Source organism: Arcicella sp. GW821-FHT09D11, from assembly GCF_059416265.1.
The window spans coordinates 1-24,695 of sequence record NZ_JBWKOV010000011.1 but is presented as its reverse complement, the minus strand read 5'-3'; the positions used below and the strand labels follow the sequence as shown (position 1 = coordinate 24,695).

General features: G+C 35.6%; 19 protein-coding genes. 7 read left to right on the top strand and 12 right to left on the bottom strand.

The window, feature by feature from the left end:
• Positions 1–26 precede the first annotated feature (26 nt).
• Positions 27–2,414 (top strand): ribonuclease R family protein, encoded by a 2,388-nt coding sequence (locus tag AC07N0_RS20765; protein WP_494590832.1) that lies wholly within the window; start codon positions 27–29, stop codon positions 2,412–2,414.
• A 46-nt stretch (positions 2,415–2,460) separates the two neighbouring features.
• Here AC07N0_RS20765 and AC07N0_RS20760 read toward each other — a convergent pair whose 3' ends face one another.
• Together AC07N0_RS20760 and AC07N0_RS20755 are read right to left on the bottom strand one after the other, a co-directional pair.
• Positions 2,461–2,970: a D-glycero-alpha-D-manno-heptose-1,7-bisphosphate 7-phosphatase gene (locus tag AC07N0_RS20760; protein ID WP_492801205.1), complete on the bottom strand. Its 510-nt coding sequence runs from the start codon at positions 2,968–2,970 to the stop codon at positions 2,461–2,463.
• 300 nt (positions 2,971–3,270) lie between these two features.
• Positions 3,271–3,708, bottom strand: coding sequence for a hypothetical protein (locus AC07N0_RS20755; protein WP_492801204.1), 438 nt, complete (start codon positions 3,706–3,708; stop codon positions 3,271–3,273).
• Positions 3,709–3,846: 138 nt separating this feature from the next.
• Between AC07N0_RS20755 and AC07N0_RS20750 the strand changes: the two genes are divergently transcribed.
• The 5 genes from AC07N0_RS20750 to AC07N0_RS20730 all read left to right on the top strand — a co-directional run bounded on the left by AC07N0_RS20750 (position 3,847) and on the right by AC07N0_RS20730 (position 9,281).
• Positions 3,847–5,505, top strand: a complete 1,659-nt coding sequence (locus tag AC07N0_RS20750; RefSeq protein WP_494590831.1) for an amidase — start codon at positions 3,847–3,849, stop codon at positions 5,503–5,505.
• A gap of 3 nt (positions 5,506–5,508) precedes the next feature.
• Positions 5,509–6,363 (top strand): YybH family protein, encoded by an 855-nt coding sequence (locus tag AC07N0_RS20745; RefSeq protein WP_494590830.1) that lies wholly within the window; start codon positions 5,509–5,511, stop codon positions 6,361–6,363.
• A gap of 25 nt (positions 6,364–6,388) precedes the next feature.
• Positions 6,389–7,522, top strand: a complete 1,134-nt coding sequence (nagA, locus tag AC07N0_RS20740; RefSeq protein ID WP_494590829.1) for an N-acetylglucosamine-6-phosphate deacetylase — start codon at positions 6,389–6,391, stop codon at positions 7,520–7,522.
• Between the two features lie 111 nt (positions 7,523–7,633).
• Positions 7,634–8,779 (top strand): methionine aminotransferase, encoded by a 1,146-nt coding sequence (locus AC07N0_RS20735; RefSeq protein ID WP_494590827.1) that lies wholly within the window; start codon positions 7,634–7,636, stop codon positions 8,777–8,779.
• A 115-nt stretch (positions 8,780–8,894) separates the two neighbouring features.
• Positions 8,895–9,281: a hypothetical protein gene (locus tag AC07N0_RS20730; protein WP_494590826.1), complete on the top strand. Its 387-nt coding sequence runs from the start codon at positions 8,895–8,897 to the stop codon at positions 9,279–9,281.
• Here AC07N0_RS20730 and AC07N0_RS20725 read toward each other — a convergent pair whose 3' ends face one another.
• From AC07N0_RS20725 to AC07N0_RS20680, 10 genes are all read right to left on the bottom strand, one after another.
• Positions 9,282–9,782, bottom strand: coding sequence for an energy transducer TonB (locus AC07N0_RS20725; RefSeq protein WP_494590825.1), 501 nt, complete (start codon positions 9,780–9,782; stop codon positions 9,282–9,284).
• A gap of 285 nt (positions 9,783–10,067) precedes the next feature.
• Positions 10,068–10,412: a phage holin family protein gene (locus AC07N0_RS20720; protein WP_492801197.1), complete on the bottom strand. Its 345-nt coding sequence runs from the start codon at positions 10,410–10,412 to the stop codon at positions 10,068–10,070.
• A 32-nt stretch (positions 10,413–10,444) separates the two neighbouring features.
• Entirely contained in the window at positions 10,445–11,044 is a 600-nt protein-coding gene (gene hisIE / locus AC07N0_RS20715; protein ID WP_492801196.1) for a bifunctional phosphoribosyl-AMP cyclohydrolase/phosphoribosyl-ATP diphosphatase HisIE, read from the bottom strand.
• A gap of 126 nt (positions 11,045–11,170) precedes the next feature.
• Positions 11,171–11,941, bottom strand: coding sequence for an imidazole glycerol phosphate synthase subunit HisF (gene hisF / locus AC07N0_RS20710; RefSeq protein WP_494590823.1), 771 nt, complete (start codon positions 11,939–11,941; stop codon positions 11,171–11,173).
• Between the two features lie 204 nt (positions 11,942–12,145).
• Entirely contained in the window at positions 12,146–12,868 is a 723-nt protein-coding gene (hisA, locus tag AC07N0_RS20705; RefSeq protein ID WP_494590822.1) for a 1-(5-phosphoribosyl)-5-[(5-phosphoribosylamino)methylideneamino]imidazole-4-carboxamide isomerase, read from the bottom strand.
• Positions 12,869–13,040: 172 nt separating this feature from the next.
• Positions 13,041–13,403 (bottom strand): four helix bundle protein, encoded by a 363-nt coding sequence (locus AC07N0_RS20700; RefSeq protein WP_494590821.1) that lies wholly within the window; start codon positions 13,401–13,403, stop codon positions 13,041–13,043.
• Between the two features lie 147 nt (positions 13,404–13,550).
• Positions 13,551–14,135: an imidazole glycerol phosphate synthase subunit HisH gene (gene hisH / locus AC07N0_RS20695; protein WP_494590820.1), complete on the bottom strand. Its 585-nt coding sequence runs from the start codon at positions 14,133–14,135 to the stop codon at positions 13,551–13,553.
• Positions 14,136–14,508: 373 nt separating this feature from the next.
• Positions 14,509–15,417 (bottom strand): DUF72 domain-containing protein, encoded by a 909-nt coding sequence (locus AC07N0_RS20690; protein WP_494590819.1) that lies wholly within the window; start codon positions 15,415–15,417, stop codon positions 14,509–14,511.
• An 84-nt stretch (positions 15,418–15,501) separates the two neighbouring features.
• The gene (locus tag AC07N0_RS20685) at positions 15,502–18,063 is read right to left on the bottom strand and encodes a zinc-dependent metalloprotease (protein ID WP_494590818.1); all 2,562 of its coding nucleotides are present in this window, start codon (positions 18,061–18,063) and stop codon (positions 15,502–15,504) included.
• Between the two features lie 109 nt (positions 18,064–18,172).
• On the bottom strand, positions 18,173–20,332 hold the full coding sequence (locus AC07N0_RS20680; RefSeq protein WP_494590817.1) for a ComEC/Rec2 family competence protein: 2,160 nt from the start codon (positions 20,330–20,332) through the stop codon (positions 18,173–18,175).
• Positions 20,333–20,477: 145 nt separating this feature from the next.
• Here AC07N0_RS20680 and AC07N0_RS20675 point away from each other — a divergent pair, with 145 nt between their 5' ends.
• Positions 20,478–24,257, top strand: a complete 3,780-nt coding sequence (locus AC07N0_RS20675) for an SNF2-related protein (protein WP_492801188.1) — start codon at positions 20,478–20,480, stop codon at positions 24,255–24,257.
• Positions 24,258–24,695: the final 438 nt, after the last annotated feature.

Below are 24,695 nucleotides of genomic sequence, written 5' to 3'. Positions count from 1 at the left end.
TTTGAGAAAAACATATTAATTGCTAAATGATTAAACCAAAACAATCTAAAGAACAAACTTTTCGTGATAGGATAAAAGAAGAAATTCTTGAGTTCTTTCGCCTAAATGAAGATACAGCTTGGTCGTTAAACCAAGTACATAAAGCCTTTGCCGTTCGTGACCGTAGTACAAAAACTTTATATGGAGAATTGCTTGAAGAACTTCATAAAAATAAAAAAATCATTCGTCAACAAAACGGAAGTTATATAGTAGACACTGTTACAGAATTTGTAGTTGGTAGAATCGACCATGTAAATGCTCGTTTTGCTTTTGTAGTGGTTGAAGATAGAGAAGATGATATTTGGATTAATACCCGTGAACTAAACGGAGCCATAGATGGCGATACCGTAAAAGTATTAGTATTTCCAAAAAACAAAAAAGGAACAACTCGTGCAGAAGGCGAAGTAGTAGAGATTATAGAAAGAGGCAGAAAAGAATTAGTAGGTACTATCGAAATTTTACCAAACTATGCTTTTGTGACTCCTGATGCTAAGAAAATATTCCAAGACGTTTTTGTCTCAAAGTATGATGTTGGCGATGCTCAGAACGGCGATAAAGTAATTGTAAAAATTACTACGTGGGCTGAAAAAGAGCGCAAAATGGAAGGCCAAGTAATAGAGGTATTAGGAAAAGCTGGTGAGAATAATACTGAAATGCATGCTATTTTAGCAGAATTTGGCTTACCAATTAGTTTTCCTAAAAATATTGAAGAAGAAGCCGAAAATATTCCTGTAAAAATATCAGCCGCAGAAATCAAAAACCGTCGTGATTTTAGAGGAACTACCACTTTTACGATTGACCCCGTAGATGCCAAAGATTTTGATGATGCCCTCAGTTTTGCCTTCTTGGAAAATGGTAATTACGAAGTAGGTGTACATATTGCAGATGTTACTCATTATGTATTGCCAGAATCTAATCTTGAAGCGGAGGCTTTTAAAAGAGCTACTTCGGTATATTTGGTAGATAGAGTAGTACCGATGTTGCCTGAGAAGTTATCTAATGGGTTATGTTCTCTTCGCCCTAATGAAGATAAATTGACGTTCTCGGCTGTTTTTGAAATCACTCCTGATGCCAAAGTAGTTGGCGAATGGTTTGGTAGAACAGTTATCCATTCTGACAGAAGGTTCTCTTACGAAGAAGCTCAAGAGGTTTTAGATAAAGTAGAAGGCGGAACTATTGCTATAGAGGATGCAAAACCTATTGAAACATCCGAAGAAGAACCTAAGAAAAAAGGACGTAAAACGAAAACTGCCGACGTTGCCTCACTTCCTACTTTCCCAAAAGAGCTTTTAACGCTGAATCAATTAGCACATAAACTTCGTGACGAACGTTTTGCCAAGGGAGCCGTAAATTTTGAAACTGTTGAAGTAAAATTCAATTTGGACGAAAACGGGAAACCGCTAGGAATTTATCAGAAAATCAGAAAGGATTCTCATAAGCTTATTGAAGAATTTATGCTACTTGTCAATAAGAAAGTAGCGGAATATGTATTCAATTTGCGTAAAACAGAACCTAGAAATACGATGGTGTATCGTACGCACGACGCCCCAGACCCAGAAAAACTGAAAAACTTCTCGACATTTGCCAAACGTTTTGGATACAACGTACAAACGGAAGTGTCTCAGATAAGTACTTCGTTTAATGCTTTGATGCATGATGTAGAAGGAAAACCAGAACAGAATATTCTGGAGAATTTGGCGGTACGAACAATGTCTAAAGCAAAATACAGCACCGACCCAATCGGTCACTTTGGTTTGGCATTTCCTTTTTACTCGCATTTTACCAGCCCTATTCGTCGTTATCCAGATATGATGGCGCACCGAATGCTCCAACATTATTTAGATGGCGGACAGCCTTTAGAACGTGCTCCTTGGGAAGCTCGCTGTAAGCATAGTTCTGAGATGGAGAAAATGGCGGCTGAAGCTGAACGTGCCTCTATTAAATACAAGCAAGTAGAATTTATGAGCTTGATGGAAGAAGGCAAAGTATGGGACGGTATTATTTCGGGCGTTACTGAATTCGGAATTTTTGTAGAAATTACCGAAACTGCTTCGGAAGGCTTAATCAGAATGAATGATTTGAAAGATGATTTCTATGATTTCGACCGTGATAACTACAGAATTGTTGGACAAAGAAATGGACGAGTATTTACTTTTGGAGACAAATTACAAGTAAAAGTAAAAGAATGTAATTTAGGTCGAAGAAGCATGGACTTAACTTTAGTAGGCAATGACGGTGATGGTAAAAGAAAAACAAAGCCGTCGCACCGTGGAGACTCAAGACATAAATCTAAAAATGCTAAATCGGTACCAAGAGGCGATAGACGCACAAAAGGTAGCGGAGGAGAGAGCAGAGATAGAAAGAAAAAAAGATAAGATGATTGATAAAGCAAAGAGATAGCCATTGGCTATCTCTTTGCTTTTATTGTAAAACCAATTCACTTGCCGTTAACAAATTACTCGTTGTCAGCTCTGAAAATGACTCTTCTGGTTTTTCCGTTAAATGTATCGTTTTTACGCCTGCTTTTTTTCCTGCTTTAATATCACGATGAGCATCGCCAATCATCCAAGAGGAATCCCTATCTATTTTATATTTAGCAATCGCTTTTTCTATCATTAATGAATCTGGCTTACGCGTCAATGATGCCGAGTTAAATTTTTCATGATGTGGACTAAAGTAAATATCATCTAATAAATTCCCACATTGCTCTTGAAAATAGTTATGACATTTCCATACATCCTCGCGCGTATAAATTCCTTTGGCAATTCCTGATTGATTGGTAATCACAATTAATAAGTAGCCTGCTTCTTTAAATCTTTTCAATGCTTCAATGGCGCCATCTGGAATAATCAAATCCTCAAGTCGGTACACATAATCTACACGGTCTATGTTTAATACGCCATCACGGTCTAAAAAAATACATTTCTTCATCACTTATAAATTTAGTCAATAGATAACAAAACGGCTTTGAAAATCAGGATAATTTGGTTCAAAGCTAAAACTATCACACAATATAACTATTTTGTTATTTTTTTGCACAATTAGTTTTATTTTTTTATCTAATGAAATAGTATTCAGATTTTTCACAAAAAAACGCAGACTTTCTGATAAGTCTGCGTTTTTAACAAAAAATCTATTAGAAATATAAGAATTTATTGATTGCGGGTATCAGCTATCGGATTTCGGATTTCAGCAATTGATTATTTGAAAGCCGAAAGCTGACAGCCAATACTACAACTTATCCCATGGAATACGACTCAACAATAAAATTAAGCCTAAGCCAAAGAAAATCAATGCATTTTTATGACGAACGATTGAATCAGTAGCACGTTTATTCTTAGAGTACCCTACTGTAATCAAAGCAATCGCAATGATGTTTGTCAGGATATGTTCAACAGCAATTTTACGGTATTCAGCAATTTTCATTACTTCTGAACCAAAGTCTGTAAATGCTTTGATACCAAACGGACTCAAGAACAAATACAATACTAAACCGATTAATAGTTGAGTATGGTTCGAGATAAGGAAGAAAAGACCAAACTTACGGTCTGTGTCCGTGAATTCACTTTTTGAAGTGAGTCCCATCGCTGCACGTACTAAAACGACTAGCCCAAGAATGATTACGACAAAGAAAAGTGTCTTATGGATTAACTGAAAAATTTCATACATAAATTTTAGGATTTTGAATTGCCAATTTTTCCCAAAGATAATAAACAAAGATTTCGTTTATAGTGTAATTTTATAAAAACATCATTAAGAACTTTAGCTTACCCGTTTTCCTCACTTCATCCCACAAAATAATATTTCATGAAAAAAACTTTATTTATTTCAGCCCTTTGCCTCGGGAGTATGGCTTTAGGTGCATTTATGACTAAATCTCTTGAAAATGAAGCCATCACGATTGACATCGTAAAAAAAGCCGAAAAAATTATTGGTTTAGAGTTTACTCAGTCCGAAGCCGATTCAATGCTTGCTAAACTTACTACCACACGCAAAAATTTTGAAGAAAACAGAAAAGTGGAGTTAAAAAATGAGGTTGTTCCTGCCCTTATTTTTAATCCATTACCCCAAGGATTCGAGTTTGAAAAAGGTGCTTCCTATTTCAAAGCATCTAGTATTGCAAAAATCTCTTTGCCCAAAGATAAAAATGAGTTGGCTTTTTATTCGGTAAGGAAATTGGCTGCTTTGATTCAAAGTAAACAAATTACTTCATTAGAGCTGACCAAATTCTTTTTAGAACGTCTGAAAAAATATGACCTTCAGTTAGCCTGTGTAGTTACCCTTACTGAAGACTTGGCCTTAAAACAGGCTTCACAAGCGGATGCGGAAATAGCTGCTGGAAAATACAAAGGTTTATTACACGGCATTCCGTATGGAGCAAAAGATTTATTAGCAAAAAAGGGTTATAAAACCACATGGGGTTCTGTACCCTACAAAGACCAAGTATTGGATTACGACGCCACCGTGATTCAACGTTTAGAAAAAGCCGGAGCTGTTTTATGTGCCAAACTAACATTAGGAGAATTAGCCATGGGTGATGTTTGGTTTGGAGGAACTACCAAAAACCCTTGGGACTTAAAGCGTGGTTCTTCTGGTTCTTCGGCTGGTTCTGCTTCATCAGTATCTGTAGGGTTATTGCCCTTTGCCATTGGCTCAGAAACGTTAGGGTCTATTGTGTCTCCTTCTTCCGAATGTGGTGATACTGGTTTACGTCCTACTTTCGGACGCGTACCTCGCACGGGTGCGATGGCTTTAAGTTGGAGTATGGATAAATTAGGCCCTATCTGTAGAACTGTTGAAGACTGCGCCATCGTATTTAATGCTATTCTCGGAAAAGACGACCAAGACCAAAGTGTGATAGATGCTCCGTTTCAGTTTGATGGTAACAAAAAGGACTTGAAAGGCATTAAAATAGCCTACTTGAAAAAAGATTTTGAAGGAAAATATCCTAATAAGACGCAAGATTCACTTACCTTGGTCGTGATGAAAAAATTGGGAGCAGAATTAATTCCTTTAGAATTACCAAACTTACCATCCAGCGACATTAGTTTTTTGTTGACTGTGGAAGCCGCAGCAGCTTTCGATGAGCTGACACGTTCTGGTAAAGATGATTTAATGGTTCGTCAAGTTAAAAATGCTTGGCCAACGGCGTTTAGAGCAGCCCGACTCGTCCCTGCGGTTGAATATTTACAGGCTAATCGCCACAGAACTTTATTGATTCAAGAATTCAACAATAGGCTTAAAGGAATTGACGTTTACTTATCACCAGCTTTCGCTAGTAGAAATTTAACGATGACTAACCTTACAGGTCACCCATGTGTAGTATTACCTAATGGTTTTCGTGCGGAAGGTCGCCCTACAAGCATTACATTTATGGGTAAATTATTTGGCGAAGGCAAATTATTACAAGTAGCAAAAATTTATCAAGATGCCACAGATTTCCATCTGAAACATCCTAAATTATAAGATATGTACTTTAAACGATTGTTCTTATCAGTGGCTTTGGGTTTTCCCTTAGCCACCTTCTCGCAAGATGCGAAGCAAGAGGAGGCACTACAGAAAATGGTAGAAAGCGAAAAAGCCTTTGCTCAAACATCTATCGATAAAGGCACAAAAAATGCTTTTTTAGCCTTTTTAGGGAAAGATGCCATAGTTTTTGAGAAAGGTATGCCTATAAATGGACTGGAAAAATGGCAAAATCTGGATTTTCAGCAAGTGTTGACTTGGCAACCTAATTTTGCAGAAATTGCAGGCGCTGCCGATTTGGGTTATACGGCAGGGAATTGGCAAATTCATGATAAAACAACAGACGGAAAATCTTTTGGTTTTGGTACCTTCGTTACTTTATGGAAAAAGCAAAGTGATAATACTTGGAAAGTTGCCGCTGACATTGGCGTAAGCCATGCAGATAATGCGAGTAAAAGCACACAAATCATCAAGAATTATCCTGTTTTTAAACCCGCCGATTTAAAAAATCCTGCTACCTTAGCCGAACGTTTTGTTTTTATGCAGGATCATTTCTTTTGGAAAAATGCGAAGACAGCACTCAATCCATTTGAGCCTCATTTATCTCAAAATGTTAGGGTTTATAGAAATAACCAATTGCCAATTATAGGAAAAGATGTTGCTAGTGCCTTTCTGAAAAAAAGCTATGATAAAAAACTTATCTATACTGGCTTAAAAGCGATTGCCTCAGCATCGGGCGATTTAGTCTGTGTGTATGGAACAGTATCGGGAAAAGGCACCTCAGGAAGTTACCTAAGAATGTGGCGTCAAGAAGCAAAGGGCGTTTGGAAAATCACCTTAGAAATCGTTAGTATTTAATTTAGCATATTTCAATTTACCCATTATGTACGCTTTAAAAAATTGCCAGATATTTACTTCTGAAGAAATCCTTAACAATAAAATATTAGTGATAGAGGCTAATAAAATTGCAAGAATATTGGATGAAGAAGACATTGAAGACTTAGACAATCTTTTTCCTGAAATTCAACTTGTTGATTTAAAAGGCTTCAATATTGCTCCTGCTTTAATAGATATTCAAATTTATGGCGGTGGTGGAAGCTTGTATAATTCAAAAACAACGGAAGAGACCATTCATAATACTTATCTAGAAATTCGTAAAGCTGGTACTACGAACTTTCAGATAACGCTTTCCTCAACCCCTCTTGATAAAATTCTTGAATCGATAGAAGTAGCTAAAAGTTATATCAAAAATGGTGGACAAGGATTAGTAGGACTACATTTAGAAGGCCCGTTTTTTAGCTTTCCTAAAAGGGGTGCGCATGTAGCTGAATTTATCAGAAAGCCCACCGACGAAGAACTAACAACTATTATTGAAGCTTGTGTGGGTCTGCCTACCTACATGACCATCGCACCAGAAGAATTTACAGACACACAATTAGACTTACTCTTACAAAGCGATATTAAAATTGCGGCTGGTCATAGTTCGGCTACTTATCAGCAAGCTAAATATGCTTTCAACAAGGGAATTAATAGAGTAACTCATTTATTTAATGCGATGTCAGCTTTTCAAGGACGTGAACCTGGCTTGGTGGGTGCCACTTATGATTCTGAAGCTTGGGCAAGTATTATTCCTGATGGCATTCATGTTGATTTTGCCAGTGTGAAAATCTCTAAAAAAATAATGGGCAAAAGGTTATTCATCATTACCGATGCTGTAACGAATGATGTTTCGGGCGATTATAAATTTATTCACGCTGGTACACATTATACCGATACAAAAGGAACGCTCTCAGGCTCAGCCTTAACGATGATTCAAGCTGTTATCAATTGTGTTGAAAAAGTAAATATTCCATTACAAGAAGCCCTCCGCATGGCTTCTACTTATCCAGCCGAAGTCTTAGAACTAGACCATTCTTTGGGACAAATCAAAAATGGGTATCAAGCCAACATGATTATCTTTGATGATTCCCTCAATATTAAAGGCTTAGTTGAAAATGGGTGCTTAGAGTGGTTTTAGGGAATGGTGAATGAGTGAGTGAATTGTGAGTTAGTGATTATTGCCATTCTCTTTTGTATATCAAAACAAATAAGATAAAATCTGAAAGCCGAATACCGAAAGCATTTAAAAATGAATTTGATTTCTAAACAACCCAATACAGGTACTACTATTTTCACTGTAATGTCCAAATTAGCTTCCGAATACGGAGCGTTGAACTTATCACAAGGCTTTCCTAATTTTGATTGCTCTCCTAAGTTAACAGAACTAGTGAATCATTACCTTAAAAAAGGGATGAATCAATATGCGCCAATGGCGGGTATTCAAGCACTTCGTGAAGTAATTGCCCAGAAAGTAAGCGATTTATATCAGGTTCACTACCATACAGACAGTGAAGTAACCGTAGTTTGTGGTGCTACAGAAGCGCTGTATGCTGCCATTACGGCGGTAGTTCATCAAGGCGATGAAGTTATCCTGCTTGAGCCTTGTTATGACTCCTACGCCCCTGCCATTACTTTAAATGGTGGCGTTCCTGTGTATGTGACCTTAACTCCTGAAAATGGCTACAAGATTGATTGGAATATTGTAAAAGGAAAGATTAATGAACGAACAAAATTAATTATTCTGAATACGCCTCATAATCCTACAGGGACAGTTCTTTCTCAAGAAGATTTAAACAGTTTGGCTGAAATCGTTAAAGACACCAATATTTTCCTGATTGGCGATGAAGTATACGAACATATTATTTTCGATGGACTTGCTCATTGGTCTTTGCTTCGCCATCCTATCTTAAAAGAAAGAAGTTTTATTTGTGGTTCGTTCGGGAAAACATTTCATGTGACGGGCTGGAAAGTGGGATATTGTTTGGCTCCTAAACCATTGAGTGAAGAATTTAGGAAAGTACATCAATGGCTAACGTTCTCTACGGTAACGCCTATTCAATACGCTTTGGCTGATTTTTTACAAGAACCCCAAAACTATCTTTCGATTCCGTCATTCTACCAAGAAAAGCGTGATAAGTTTTTGACTTGTATTAAAGATTCTCGCTTTACCTTTACACCTGCGAATGGCAGTTTCTTTCAATGTGTAAATTATGAAAGAATTACGGATGAAAACGATTATGAATTAGCGATTAGGCTTACCAAAGAAATTGGTGTTGCTAGCATTCCAGTTTCTGTATTTTATAATCAGAAAAATGATTTTAAAATATTACGATTCTGTTTTGCGAAAGATGATGAAACACTAGAGAAGGCTGGTGAGAAATTATCGAAACTTTAAAAACCTACTCGGCTATAAAGTTCCGATAATTAATTAATGGGCATTGCACTTTTTTATAATTGGGCTGGTGATTAGATTGTGTTAAATTTTTAAGTTAAACTGATTTTCCAAAAACATGAAACATTCAATTTATATAATATTACTATTTATTAATTGCATTGCCTGTACCAAACAGCCTAAACTAGATGGTCTGGATCTTGAAAAATGGCGCGCTGATCGTGGTGGTTGTAAAGGCGACAGATTGAAAATGGTTGAAAAACTAAAATCTTTAAAAGACGAAATAAAAGGAGTAAGCTCTAATGATATTGATGATTACTTAGGCAAGCCCGATATTCAACAATTAGCAGACCGTAGCCAAGAATACTATATTTATTTCTTAGAACCTGGCAACCACTGTGATGACGTCAAAAAGAAATCTACTGCACAAATGATGGCCGTGAGGTTCAGTGCTATGGGCATGGCTACAGAAGTAAATTTTCAACGAGGAATGCCTGAGGAATAATTAAAACTTTATCGGCAAAACATAAAATGAAGCAACCGATATTCCTCGTATCTGAGCAGGAATCCAATTGTGCATTTTCTTCATTAGTTTTATTACCTCAGCACTTAATGTTGGAGAAATACCTGTATCCAACACGTGAATCTTACTGATTTCACCAAAACGTTCCACTTTAAATCTTACTAAAACAGTTTCTCCTTTAGCATCCGTTGGACGTACTAAGTTTTGATAAACAAATTTATTTAATTCATCATTACTTTCAGAGAATTTTGCAAGCGTTTCAACTTCATAATAAGTTGAGTCTAAATCAAGGGTCATATTCTCAAAATAAGACCTATTATCTCTGTCTTTTTTGTTGGCAAGACTTACATGTGTTTCTAAAACACTGGCAATAAGATTTCTATCTTTTTCTGAAAAAGAAGCTGACGAGATGGTACTTTTTTGTGCTCGGGCACTATTAATCCCTAATAAAAGGACTAATCCCAATAGTGTAAAAGTTTTCATAATTGTCTACTTAGGAATTTTATAATTTTAAAAACAGGCTAATCTCTATTAATTCTCAGGGTACTTTTTTGAACAAACAATCCAATAATACTTAATATTTAAGGCAGGCAAATTAAAGTCTCTCGTTCAACTGTTTTATTAACTTATGATAAGATTTGAGAGTACAAATTTAAATGTTTTTTTGATATTTCCAATTATATATAAATTTTTCTATGAAATTTTATATATAATTGGAAAACAAATGGTTATAGCATAATTCGGGTAATATAAAATACTTATATAATATTAATCTTTATCAAAAAACCACCCTAAAATTGTAGAGGTAATTGATAACACAAAACTAAAAATCAGAGGAGGAATAAAACCTCTTACTGTAAAGCCATCAATAAAATAATCTACTATATATACTACTATTACATTGATGACTAACAAGAACAAACCCAACGAAAGAATAGTAATTGGGAAACTTATAAGTTTTAAAATAGGCTTCACAAAGGTGTTGGCAAAACCCATTGCCAATACAACTATAAAGGAAGTCTGAAAACCATCAATAAAAATTCCATTTATATATCTAGTACTAAACATTATGACAATGGCAAGGACTAAATACTTGATAATGAAGTTTATCATTTTACAATTTAATTTGTTTTTAAAAAATTCATTTATCTTGAATGTCTCGAACGAAGTACATCAATAATTTCATCAAAGTCAAGTCCTCTTTGCTCTAATAGGACTAAATAATGAAATAATAAGTCCGCAGCCTCCCCTTTGAACAGCTCATCGTTGTTATCCATCGCTTCAATCACTAATTCTACTGCTTCCTCTCCTACTTTCTGAGCAATCTTATTTGTTCCTTTTTCGAATAAACTTGCAGTATAGGACTTATCTGAAGGGTTATTTTTGCGGTCACGAATTACAGCCTTTAGGTGATTCAACCATCCTGCTTGTCCAGGTTCATTTTTTTCACCCCAACAAGTGTCGGCTCCTGTATGGCATGTAGGTCCTGCAGGATTTACCTTAATTAATAAAGTATCTTCGTCACAATCTTTCAGAATTTCTACAACATGTAAAAAATTATCAGACGTTTCACCCTTAGTCCATAAACGTTGCTTAGAACGACTAAAAAAAGTTACTACTCCTTCACGCGCTGTTTTTTCCAGAGCCTCTTGATTCATATAACCAAGCATTAATACTTTTTCTGTCTTTGCATCTTGTATGACAGCAGGGATTAGTCCACCCTGTTTTTCAAAGTCTACTTTCATTTTTTTCAAACCAATTTGGTTCTTTATGGTTATTTTCTTGAAATAATAGCAATCTTAATTCCTAAAAGAATTAAAACAACTCCAGTTACTCTCTCTTGAACTTTAGTAAATAATGAATATCATTCATTATAATCTCATCGAAATACCTTTATCTCTCAAGTATTCTTTTAATGCAATAATATCAATTTCTTTGAAATGGAAAATACTAGCGGCTAATCCAGCATCAGCTTTACCGATAGTAAACACTTCATTAAAATGTTCCATAATACCCGCCCCGCCAGAGGCAATAATAGGAATAGAAGAATTACCTGAGACAGTCGCCGTTAATTCATTGGCAAAACCTGCTTTGGTTCCATCCGTATCCATTGATGTCAACAAGATTTCTCCTGCTCCACGATTTTCTACTTCTTTTGCCCAATTTAAAGTACGATATTCTGTTGGTTTTCTACCGCCATGCGTATGTACGATATGTTCAGTAATACCTTTATCCGTTTCAACAAAGCGCGTATCAATTGCTACGATAATACATTGCGAGCCAAACTGCAACGCTAACTCATCAATCAGTGCTGGTCTGCGAACAGCCGAGGAATTAATAGATACTTTATCGGCTCCTGCATTAAGTAATGCTGATACGTCTTCGATAGATGAAATACCTCCGCCTACCGTAAAAGGAATATTTACATTTCTGGCTACGTTCCTTACTAAATCTATTAATGTTTTTCGATTGTCCACGGTAGCGGTAATATCCAAAAACACCAATTCGTCTGCTCCTTGTTCAGCATAAATTGCTCCTAATTCTACGGGGTCGCCAGCATCACGCAGGTTCACAAAGTTGGTACCTTTTACCGTACGACCATCTTTTATATCAAGACAAGGTATTATTCTTTTTGTAAGCATTGTTATAGCTATCGGCTTTGAGCAATGAGCTTTGAGCCTTTTTTATTTAGATTTTAGGACAAAACAGGACTTTAAGACTAAAGGATATTAATAGTAATTTAGACTTATATAGTCTGCAACATCAGCGTATTTTTTCTGTGAAAATCTGCGGGTGGAAAATATTTCCTTCTTAAAAAATAAAGAAAAATTTGAAAGCTGACATCTCTATTGATGCAATGTTGCAATCTGTTTTAAGCTGATTCTTCCTTCATAAATTGCTTTGCCGACAATCACTCCGAAAATATTCATTTCGTCTAATTTCAAAATATCATCCATTACCGAAACTCCTCCACTAGCAATAATGTGTAAGTCTGGAAATTGGTCTTGCAAATTTTTATATAATTCAAAACTTGGTCCTTCCAAGAGTCCGTCTTTAGCCACATCGGTCGAGATAGCATATTTTGCTCCTTTTTCTATATAGTTTCCCACAAAGTCGTATACAGATGTTGTAGTAGCTTCTTCCCAACCTGAAATGGCAATTTTTTCATTGCGAGCATCGGCACCTAAAATAATTTTTTCGCCACCGTAGCTCTGTAGCCATCCTTCAAATAAAGTAGGTTTCTTTACGGCTACACTTCCGCCTGTTACTTGCTTTGCTCCTGAGTTAAAGGCAATTTCAATCATTTCGTCAGACTGTACACCTCCTCCAAAATCAATATGCAAATTGGTTTTGGTCGCTAACAGTTCTAACACTTTGTGGTTAACGATGCGTTTTTGTTTTGCTCCATCTAAATCAACTAAGTGCAAACGCTGAATACCAGCATCTTCGAACGACTTGGCTACTTCTAATGGATTTTCATTATAGATTTTCTTCTGAGCATAATCGCCCTGCGTAAGACGAACACATTTCCCATCAATTAAATCTATGGCTGGTATTATTTGAATCATTGTTTTTCTTGAGATTAAAGATACTAGACACAAGACATTAGACACAAGACATTAGACACAAGACATTAGATACTAGACGTAAGATACTAGACGTAAGATACTAGACGTAAGATACTAGATGTTAGATATATCATAAAATAATAAAAAAGATACCATTTTGAGTTATACTCTTCTAAATCTTATCTTGTAAACTTCTACCTAATCCTCGTAACATTTTCTGTATTTCTTGTATTTGACTTATTAGTTTTTCAAATTCAACTTCTGATATAAAATTGAGGTTTTTAGCAACTATTAATTGTGTTTCTACTTCAAAAGCAGAAGCAATGCTTATTGATAAAAACCGTATAAATTCTTTATTACTTCTTCCAGAGCCTTCTGCTATGTTTGACGGAATAGATAAAGTCGCTCTTCTTAATTGTGAAGTAAGCCCATAAATTTCATATTGTGGAAATGAAGAAGAGTATTCATAAATTTTAGTTACAAAATCTATCGACATTTGCCAAACTTTTAATTCTTTAAAATTGTGTAAAACCATGTTATAATAATTTAAACTCTCTTACTAATTATGTCTTCATAATTTAATTATCTTAAATCTTATCCCTCACTTTAATATTTTTTCTATTATTCCCCTCCTTATACTTTAAGTCTAATATCTAGTGTCTTGCTTCTAGCATCTCCCCATCTAAACCTTCAAAAAATTCTCAATAATCCTCTGCCCTTCCTTCCCACTGATTTCAGTGTGAAATTGGGCGGCGTAGAAATTATCTTTATGGAGCATTGCTGAAAAAGGCTGAACATAATCACATTCTGCCACAGTGTATTGACTGATTTCGGCATAATAGCTATGCACAAAATACATAAAAGCACTTTCCTTTAAGCCTTCGGTCAGCTCGCTTTTAAGATTGTAAATATTATTCCAACCAACATGAGGTACCTTAAAGGATGTAGCATCAAAACGTTTTACATCAATATCAAAAATTCCCATGCAGGTAGTATCGTTTTCTTCAGAATGGCGACACATCAATTGCATACCCACACAAGTACCTAAAACAGGTTGTTTCAATGAAGGGATGACCTTATCTAATCCTTTTTCACGCAGATAAGCCATCGCAGTACTTGCCTCGCCTACACCCGGAAAAATAACTTTATCAGCCGAACGGATTTCATCCTCATCATCTGTCCAGAGATAATTTACCCCTATTCTATCCAAGGCATACATTACCGACTGAACATTCCCTGCATTATATTTGATTATTACTGTTTTCATTTTTCAGAATTAAGGGTAAATCGCTGTTATTATCTCGTTAAACGCAGCGGTTAGCACGAAAAAAGCCTGACTCTTTTCAGGAATCAGGCTTCTATTTATATCGAATACTTGTGTCGTTGCTATTGGCACAATACTCATCAGCCTTCCCTGTTTAGGAAATTACATGATGGTAATGATGTGTGCCTTTGAAAATCATGATGCAAAAATAGTTATTATTTTGAAATTTACTTCCTAAACATTTGGTATTTAGTGTGAAATACGATAAATTTTTCTTTAGCTGTGAGCAATGAGCTATCAGCTATGAGTTTTTAATTTTAAATAATGGTTGAGTTAAAACAAAAAAGGCTCATTGCTGATAGCTCATTGCTCACAACTAAAACAAACTCATCTGTTCCACCTTCGGTAAGAACTTTGGTTCTTTTAGGGTTAAACCGCAATGCTTATTCAATTGCTGAATCCAATACAGCGCTAATTCTGGTGCAAAGGTACTTTCGCAAATATGTACAAAAATATAGGCTTCTTCTAAACCTTGATGAAACCACATTTTTAATTTTTGTATCCATTCATCTACTCGCTGACGGTCGGAAGAATGTTCATTACCAACCCAACGGATGGTTGCTATTTTGTTTGATAAACTCTGGTGTACTACATCTCTCCTACCTGCTACGTCCGTTATAACAGTGCCATGCCCATAATGATTTAACAATGACAAAGCATCTTGCCAGATTTTTTCATTTTTAAACCAATCCTCATGACGAAACTCTACTGCTATTCTCAATTCAGCAGGTAAATCTTTAAGATACTTTTCTAATGCATAAAATTGTTTTGGCGTAAAGTAAGGCGCTAATTGTAAAAATGGCATTCCCAGTTTTTCATCCAAATCCAATATTTTCCTACAAAAAGCCTCTGTCAAGCTTTCTGCTTTTTGAAGCATTTTATCGTGCGAAATAATTTGAGGAAACTTTGTACAGAAAGTAAAGTTGTCTGCTGTTTCTTCTTTCCATCGCTCAATTGTTTCTTCACTTGGAATTTGATAGTGAGTAACGTTCAGTTCAATCGTATTAAATTGTCTAGAATAAAGCGACAAATAGTCAGCCGTTTTGGCTGAGTGTGGGTAAATTTTTCCATTCCAATCTTTGTTTGACCAAACTGGACAACCAACGTGTACGATAGGTTTTTTGACAGGTGTATTACCCAATACTTTTTCATTGAAAGTATTGTCTGCCTGAAAGGTAAAATTTACTTTATCTATTTCTTGTATAGGAAGTTTACCGAAATCCATATGCTTAATTGTTAATTTTTAAAGGTAATAAAAAAATCCTGCCAGTACTGGCAGGATTTCATTATCAAGACAAATGGTCTATTCTTATTTCGGATCTAATCCCTTTTCTATTCTGAATAATACATCTTCATAGTGGTATTTCGTCATTTTGTCGGTTGTTAAAGGCAACGCTGCTTTCAACTCACTTTTCAATGCCAATAAATGTCCACGAGTTACTGAAGTAATATCCGTTTTACGAGGATCAACAGCAGCAGGAACAACAGTTCCTCTGAAGCTAAAGCCCGCTTGTCCACCTATAGCAGTACCATTTAAGATGCTAACCATTTTTTCAACATACACTTTTTGTAAGTTTCTACGTGTAACATCTGTTGCTTTGTGTGTACGTGCTTCAGACCAAATAGACGAACGAACATCTGTAAAGAATTCATCTAAGCCATAGCTCGCTGGGTTCTTAGCATTCATTTCAACCAAACGTTGCAGACGGTCTGAAGTAAATAAATTATTCAAAGTAGCTTCCTGAATACGGCTGATTGCATCAACACCATAGTCTGGACGAATTTTTGTAATAATTTTATCATCTAATAACCAAGCTGGCGTATCAAAAACCTGACGGTTCAACCATAATACAGCACTTTTCTGAACAGCCTTAGGCGTTGGTTCATATACTGCTCCTTGTTGATCCATCGTTTTAGGAGTTTCGTAAACACCGCCAATGTTTTTGCTTACATGACCAATATAACGACGATACTGCGTAACAATTTCGTTATAAGACTCCGCCAACATATCATAATCTTGCGCTTCTTCTTTTGTCCATTCTGTTAAGTTTGGTACAATTCTTTTCAAGTTTTTGATACCATAATCACTTGCCAACATATTGTCATCCCCCAAACATTCGCTTTGCGTACGAGGGTCATAAGGGTTTGTTTCTGTTCCGAACCAAATTCTTGGGTTTTTAGCAAACTCTTGAATATATTGTTTATTAAGAGTCTTTTGGTCTTCCTCAGGTGTTGCACCCTCTAATGTTTGGTATGCCCATTTGATAGCCCAAGTATCATATTCACCAATGCGTGGATATAAATCTTTCACACCATCTTCTGGTTGTGCTACATAGTTGAAACGAGCATAGTCCATGATTGATGGAGTATGTCCATGTTCTGCAATCCATTTCGGGTCACGAAGTTTTTCAACTGGTATAGTACTGCTTGAACCATAGTTATGACGTAAACCAATCGTATGACCAACTTCGTGTGACGATACAAAACGAATCAAATCACCCATTAGCTCATCATCAAACTTGTTTTTTCTAGCACGTGGGTCAACCGCCGCACCTTGAGTCATATACCATTTTTTCAATAACTTCATTACGTTATGGTACCAACCAATATGGCTTTCTAGGATTTCTCCAGAACGAGGGTCATTTACGTTAGGGCCATAAGCATTCTCGATATCAGAAGCGAAATAGCGAATCGCTGAATAACGAGCATCTTCTAAGCTAATCGTTGTATCTTTATCTGTCAAGATTTCTCCACGGATAGCATTTTTCCAACCAGCCGCTTCAAAAGCTTTTTGCCAATCGTCAACACCTAGCTTTAAATATTTACGCCATTTTTCTGGTGTTGCAGGGTCGATGTAATATACAATTGGTTTTTTAGGCTCAATCAACTCTCCTCTTTTTTGCTTAGCAGCATCTTCTGCATTTTTAGGCTCTAATCTCCAACGAACTGCAAAAGTTTGGTCGTCTGTACGTTGTGAATTATCATCAAACACAGTATATCCGGTAGCGAAGTATCCAACTCTGTTATCGAAATAACGTTTTTTCATTGGCGTACTTGGCAATAAAATCATCGACGTATTCAATTCTATCGTAACCGCTCCCGTGGCTGCTGCAGCAGGAATATTTACCGTAGGAATTGGGCTTGGTGCGCCCCCTGGCATTGGTGGAACAGCATTAAATGTTTTAACCGTTCTGATTTCCGTATTGATTGGATACGACTTGATTGACTGAATATAAGAACGATCAAGGGCTATTGATGTAAACTTATACGTTGTTTTTGCATAAGGAGGTAAAGAAAAAATCTGATTATCTCCTTTAAAAAAGTCTGTTACTTCAATAACCGAAGCACTCGTTTTGCTTGCAGAATCTTTTTTGATAGCTTTTAAATCAAAAGCCTGAGCGATAGGCTCTACGTTAGAGTTCTTAACAGCTTTGTAAAGTGGTGCTGTAGAATCTGCTGAGACATTGATGTACTGAACCGCACGCAAGAAAATTTTATTTTCTGGTGCTTTCTCGAAACGAATTACCTGACGGTTTAACATTTCACCACCATAAGTACCTGGAATCGTTGCTGTTTTAGCAAGACGCGTAATACTCATGATTTCTTTTCCCATCAATGAGTCTGGAATTTCGAAGAAATATTTATCCTCAATTTTGTGAACCGTAAAAAGCCCTTTTGAAGTTTTTGCTTTATCCGTAATTACCTCCTTATAAGGCTTAGGGCCAGTCTTCGGCGCTTCTGCTGGTTTAGGAGTTGTTGCTGTCGTGGCGGCCGCTGGGGCTTTAGTATCTCCTTTTTTGTCTTGTGCATTTACTGTAAAAGCAAAACATGACAAAGCAATCAGAGAAAGTTTTGTTTGAGTTTTTAGCATGATGACTTTAAATTATTAAGAATTTTAAGGGGTCTAAATTAAGTGATTAAGGTGTATTTTGGAAATTTTGTTTGATGAGTGGTAATACTTTACTTAATACTTTATCGTATTAATCGCCAATGCCCACTTGATAAGCATTATTTTTTCGCAAATTAATATAAGTTATCCCTAATTGTTTTGCCTGATTGCTCAGCTTATCAGCATACCAATCTGTATAAGAAGCATCAATGACTAAGTGCTTGAATTGCACTTTACCCACAAGCTGATTTAAATCAACTACAGATTTGTTGGCAAGAATCACATAATCGAAAAACTGATTTTGAACATCAAAGTCTTTCTTCTTTAAATTTTTCCCTATCCATAAAAAGGTCTTGTCGTGCCAAGCCATTATTGTTATTGAATCTTTGCTTTGGGAAATCATGTCGAAATCTTTTAAGTGCTGATTGTCCATTAAGTTTATTTTCATTGTATCCACTAATCCACATTTCGCCCAAAGGTTATTCAACCTGAAGCCAATGTCTTTTCTGCTCTCTAAAAGTGATTTGTCTGCCAATATTATTGCTTTTTTGCCTTTAATGATAGAAAAAGCACTATGTTTTGGAATAGCATGAATTATTAAAAAATCTTGACTTCGTTGTCTCATATTTTTACTGATAATAAACACTATTAATAAGCAAACGATTAGGCTACTGATGCGTACCCACTTAAACAACTGTGTTTTCCACAAAACTATCAGGGCAAAAATAAGCGCATATAATAAGTACGTTTCCCACTGTGAAATCCACAAAAACTTAGTAATGGCAAAAGGAAGACCTTCAAACCATAATACTGTTTTATTTAATGCTAAAATCAAAAACTTAAAACCTTGACCTAAAACATAGATAATTTCCTGTTGGTGAAAGACTAATAGCAATTTTGCTAAAAACACAAAGAATAGCCCAGCTATCAGCACGAATGAAGAAAGTAAGATTACTAACGGATTAGCCAACAGAAAATAATTAGGAAATTGGTGGAAATAGTAAATAGCAATAGGGAAAGTAGCAATCTGTGCGGCAATAGCTACGGTGCTTATTTGCCAAAGATGAAAACCAAGCCAATGTAGCCAACTTTCTGTTTTATCGATTACTATAAAAGGACTAAGTTTTGGCTGAAAATAAATCATACCAAAAACGGCTAAATACGATAATTGAAAACCTACATTAAATAAAAAAAGAGGATTTATCAACAACAAACAGAAAGCCGAGAAAGCTACAGTATTATAGGCATTATGCTTCCTTTGAAAAGTTCTAGCAACTAAAATCACCGAAAACATAAAGGTAGAACGGAGTACTGGCGACGACAATCCTGTAATGAAAGCATAAAACCATAGGGTGATTAAAGTAATACTTAGTATAAGGAGTTTTCCATTTTTGCCCCATCTCTTTAAAAAGCTAAGTATGGAAACCAAAACACCACAAATTATACCCACATGTAAACCTGAAACAGATAATACGTGTACTGCACCCGTAGCTGAATAAGCTTGCATTAAATTGCTATCGATATCATCTCGCTGACCCAAAATCATGGCATTCGCTACACCATATTGCTCTTTGCCTTCTACAAAGGTGGTTAAAATAGAATCAGCCAACACATTGGTTTTGATGGCTAAGGCCTTTATGATATTTTGTTCCAAGTGCCCTACTTGTCCAATCATTGAAGCACGGCAATATTGTTGAAAACCTATATTTTGCCAAGCCATGTATTGACGATAGTCGAACTCTTCTGGATTTCTAGGTGCTGAAATCGCTTGGGGTGTTCCTTTAATCAAAAAGATGTCTCCGTACTTTGGTTTTTCCACAGTTTGATTATCAAAATAGAGCAGTATTTTTCCAGAAGTTGATAATATACGCTTATCGATAATCACCGAACGAACCTCAGCGACAGCTTTCCATGAATTTTCTTTCTCTTCGACCAAGTTATCCACAATTATTTCATAGTAACTAAGTCTTGAAACATAGTGTGAATAATGCTGTGGATAATTATTTTCGGTTGAATGAAAAGCAAGCAGGTAGCCCGTGAAAACTAAGGTGGTTAATCCACAAATGCCTGTAAGTAGATGGTTCTTAATTTGTTGCCTGAAAAGATATAAGGCTATATAAACTAATATCAGCAAGAGCCAAAGCCCAAATATAAGCTTGATATTGAAAGGAGTAAAAAAATTGTAAATCACAATGCCAAAAATCAAGGCAATTGTAAAGCGAACAAATGGGAATGTGGAGAAGTAGTTCATCTATAGCGACTTAAGGTATAGTATCCTAAATTAATAAATTTATATGAAAAGTAAATTATTGACCTTTTCTCTTTTAATTAACTTTTCCACTTCATTTATCTGTATCTTTGCGGATTAGCCGATTTCAAACAAAGCATTCAGAAAAATGTCAATAATCCTTGCAGAAAAATTAAGAAAATACCTCAAATCAAATGCCTTACCGCAAAGTGTTTCTCGTGGTAAGATTATTTATCAAAAAGGGGGTACTACATTTGAAAAGATATCCTACACTGATAAAGGCGAAGCTACTATTAAAGTAAAAAGTGATTCTAGTTCAAAATTTTATACCGTTCATATTCGCAATTGGAACACAGCCATTGTAAGCTCAAGTTGTTCTTGCGACTACGACTGGGGTGGTATTTGTAAACACAGAGTAGCAGCCTTATTATTTTTAGAACAAGATTTACTTACCCGCAAACCAACCGTTATACAAACACTTCCTTTAAAGAAAACATACCCTACCTCATACCATATTATTCGAATCAGTACTTTCGACGATTGGTCATTGAAAAGCCATTCTAGTTTAGATGATTGGAAAAATAGGGCTAGTGTTCAAAATGTACAAATTATTTCAGCAATTGATGGCATCGCCATTGTAGATGTAGAATATAAAAAAGAGATTTTTCACCTAAAATTTGAAAAGCTCCGTTTCAATAGCGAAGTAGCCACCTCTTGTTCTTGTGCACAAGATATCGAAAACCAATTATGTATTCATAAAATTGGTGCCTTGATTGCTATTCGTGATACCTATGGTCCGAATAATCCATTCGATAGAATGCGTGATTATACCATAGAAAAAAACAAACTATTATCAGAATATGGCTTTACTTTAGAAGATGATTTACAAGATAAATTTGATTTTAAACTAAAGGCGGATGGTTCTGTTCAATTAGTTCGTATCGACCAAAGTATTCAAAAAATCAGTCAATTTCAGAACTGGAGAAATATCAATAATCGTATTTTTCGTACACCTGAGAATTCTTATTTAATCAACAACGATGACGTTGATAGAGAGCTTCGACAAATTTTATATGTCCTTCGTTTCAAGGGAATAGAGTTTGTAAACGATGTAGCGATTGATACTTATTCCTATAAAGCAGGAGCAAATGGCAAAATGGCCTATATCCGTTCGCTGAAAGATAGTGACTTTGAAAGTTTTCCAGTATTGACCGATGCTGATAGCCAAGTGATAGGCTTAATTAATAGTATTAAGGATGATGGACTAAAAGCTTTTGGTAAGAAAAAAGATTTACGTTTGCCTTATTTCTATGATTACCTGAATCGTGATGAAGTATCTGCCAACGATTTACCGATTGTAGAAGAATATATTAACAAAAAACTTGATAGAATTTTTAATTTATTAACAGACAAACAAGTTCATACTAGCAAGACTTCTTTTGTGAGCAGTCAAGTTGATGTTGAAGAAATAAAAATTGGTAGAGAACGTATATTCCCCGCCTTTACCTTGTCGGAAGAAGACGATTTTATTGTATTAGAAGGTTTTACTACCATTAATCAGAAAAAAACGAAGCTTGCATCGTTGGTCAATCCTAATAGTTATTGGGTGCGTAGTATCGGCAATGTTTTGTATAAATTGGCAAATCCTGAGGTCGCCAACTTATTAAGTTATCTTCCTAAAAATGGAGTATTGAAAGTAAAGAAATCTAATTTTGGTGGTTTCTTTCAAGACTTTGTGTTGCCTCTTGCTGATAAATTCACCGTTGATTTACAAATCAATCAGGAAATTGAAAATCAATACGTGAATTATCAGCAGATAAAAATCTACCTCAAAGAAGACGATGGTAATTTGCTCTTTGTACCTATGTATGAATATGAAAACGGGGTAGAGTTTTCTCATGATCAAAAAACAAACAAAATAAATTTTGAGAACGAAAAAATCACTATTCTGCATAGAAACTATGATGCTGAAAAAAACTATTATGGTCTTATAAAAGAACAGCATCCTTCTTTTGAAAATCAAAGTCAATATCCTTTCTTCTTCCTTTCTTTTAATAATGTGTTGAAAGACGGCTGGCTTTATAAGTTTTTCGAAGCCATGAAAGCCCATGATATTACGATTTTGGGTTTTAAAGATTTAAAGAAATTTAGGTATAATCCACACAAAGCAGCATTTAATATCAAAGCAGGTTCGGGTATCGACTGGTTTGATATGAAAATAGAAGTACAGTTTGGTGACCAAGTAATTGGTATCAAGGAAATTCAAAAAGCAGTTTTGAAAAAACAAAACTACGTTGAATTAAAAGACGGTTCTTTAGGAATGCTACCAGAAGAATGGTTAAAGCGATATGAAAGTGTATTGAAGCTAGGGAAAGTAAAAGGTGATCAGCTACAGCTTTCGAAAATGCACTTTTCATTGATTGATGAATTGAGTAAAGACATTGATAGCTTTGAGTTTGAGCAGGAATTGTATGAGAAAAAACAAAAGCTGCTCAATTTCAAAGAAATGGCAGAGATTGAGTTGCCTAAAAACATCAATGCTCAATTACGTGACTATCAAGTAGAAGGCTTTAAATGGTTAAATTTCTTGGATGAATTTTCTTGGGGTGGAATCCTTGCCGATGATATGGGACTTGGTAAGACGCTTCAAATGCTTACATTTCTTCAAGAACAACAAAATCGTAACCCACAAGGAGTAAATTTAGTAGTCTTGCCAACAACATTAATTTTCAACTGGCAAGCTGAAGCGCTAAAATTCTGTCCAGATTTAAAACTGTTTGTTCACCGTGGAGGTACTCGACAAAAAATCAATGATCACTGGCGAGAATATGACATTATTTTAACGACTTACGGAATGGTACGCTCGGATATTGAGCTTTTTCGTGAGTTTGATTTCAATTATATTATTCTTGACGAATCGCAAGCTATCAAGAATCCAGACTCCTTGATTTCTAAAGCGGTTAAATTACTTCGGTCACGCAACCGTTTAGTGATGACAGGAACGCCTGTTGAAAACAATACTTTTGATTTATATTCTCAAATGGAGTTTATCAATCCAGGTTTATTAGGTAGCGGCGAGTTTTTCAAGGCTGAATTTTCAAACCCTATTGATAAAAACCAAGACAAAGAAAAGGCCTCACAATTACGTAAAATTGTGTATCCTTTTATGCTCAAAAGAACAAAGGAGGAAGTAGCAAAGGATTTACCTGAAAAAACAGAAAGTATTATTTACTGTGAAATGGACAAGAAACAGCGAAAGGTATATGATACTTTCCGTGAGATTTATCGCCAAAAATTGGTGGATAAAATGTCTGTTGATGGCAGGGAAAAAGCTGCTTTCTTGATTCTTGAAGGGTTATTGAAACTTCGTCAGATATGTGATAGCCCTGCGCTATTAAACGATGATACCGAATATGATACAAATTCAGCCAAGCTAGAGGAAATAATCCGTGAGATTGAAGAGAATGCAGGAAATCATAAGATTTTGATTTTTAGCCAATTCTTAAAAATGTTGGATTTAATTAAACAGCATCTTGAAAAGCATAACATCAAGTACGAATATTTAGATGGTAAAACGACTGACAGAGCGGATAGAGTAAATCATTTCCAAGATGATGAAACTTGTAGGGTATTTTTGATGAGTTTGAAAGCGGGGGGGGTTGGTATTAACCTTACAGAAGCAGATTATGTTTATCTAGTAGATCCTTGGTGGAACCCTGCGGTAGAGCAACAAGCCATCGATAGAACGCACAGAATCGGACAGAAGAAGAGTGTATTTGCTTACAGAATGATTTGTAAAGATACCATTGAAGAGAAAATATTATTGCTTCAAGATAAAAAGCGAGACATTGCGAAAGATATTATTAGTACCGAAGATGGTTTCTTGAAAAAACTATCGCAGGATGATATTATTGATTTATTCTCATAGGTGTTTTTTTGAGGACTGTAGGACTAAATGACTGTAAGACTTAAGGATTTAGGATTGTATGACTAAAAGATATAGGACTTAAAGACTTTAGGATGATTATCATCTTATAGTTTTTAAGTCTTTTTCATTTAGGGGCTTACTTAAGTCAGCCCTTAAGTGAAAATAGCAGAGCCACACCATAAATAAGATGTAGCTCTGCTATTTTTTTGTTCTTCTTCCCAAAAGGGCATATGCAATATGCCCCTACATGTACTTACCTAGTCTTGTGTCTCTTATCTTGTGTCTTATAGTCTTTAAATCCTTTAGTCTTCAAGTCCTAAAGTCTCCAAAACAAGAAGAGCCACCATTTCTGGTAGCTCTTTTCTAATATTTTTGGGGTTTATTTACTTTCCCGCATGTGATTGCAGTATCATCAACGGAACTGGGCTTAACTTCTCT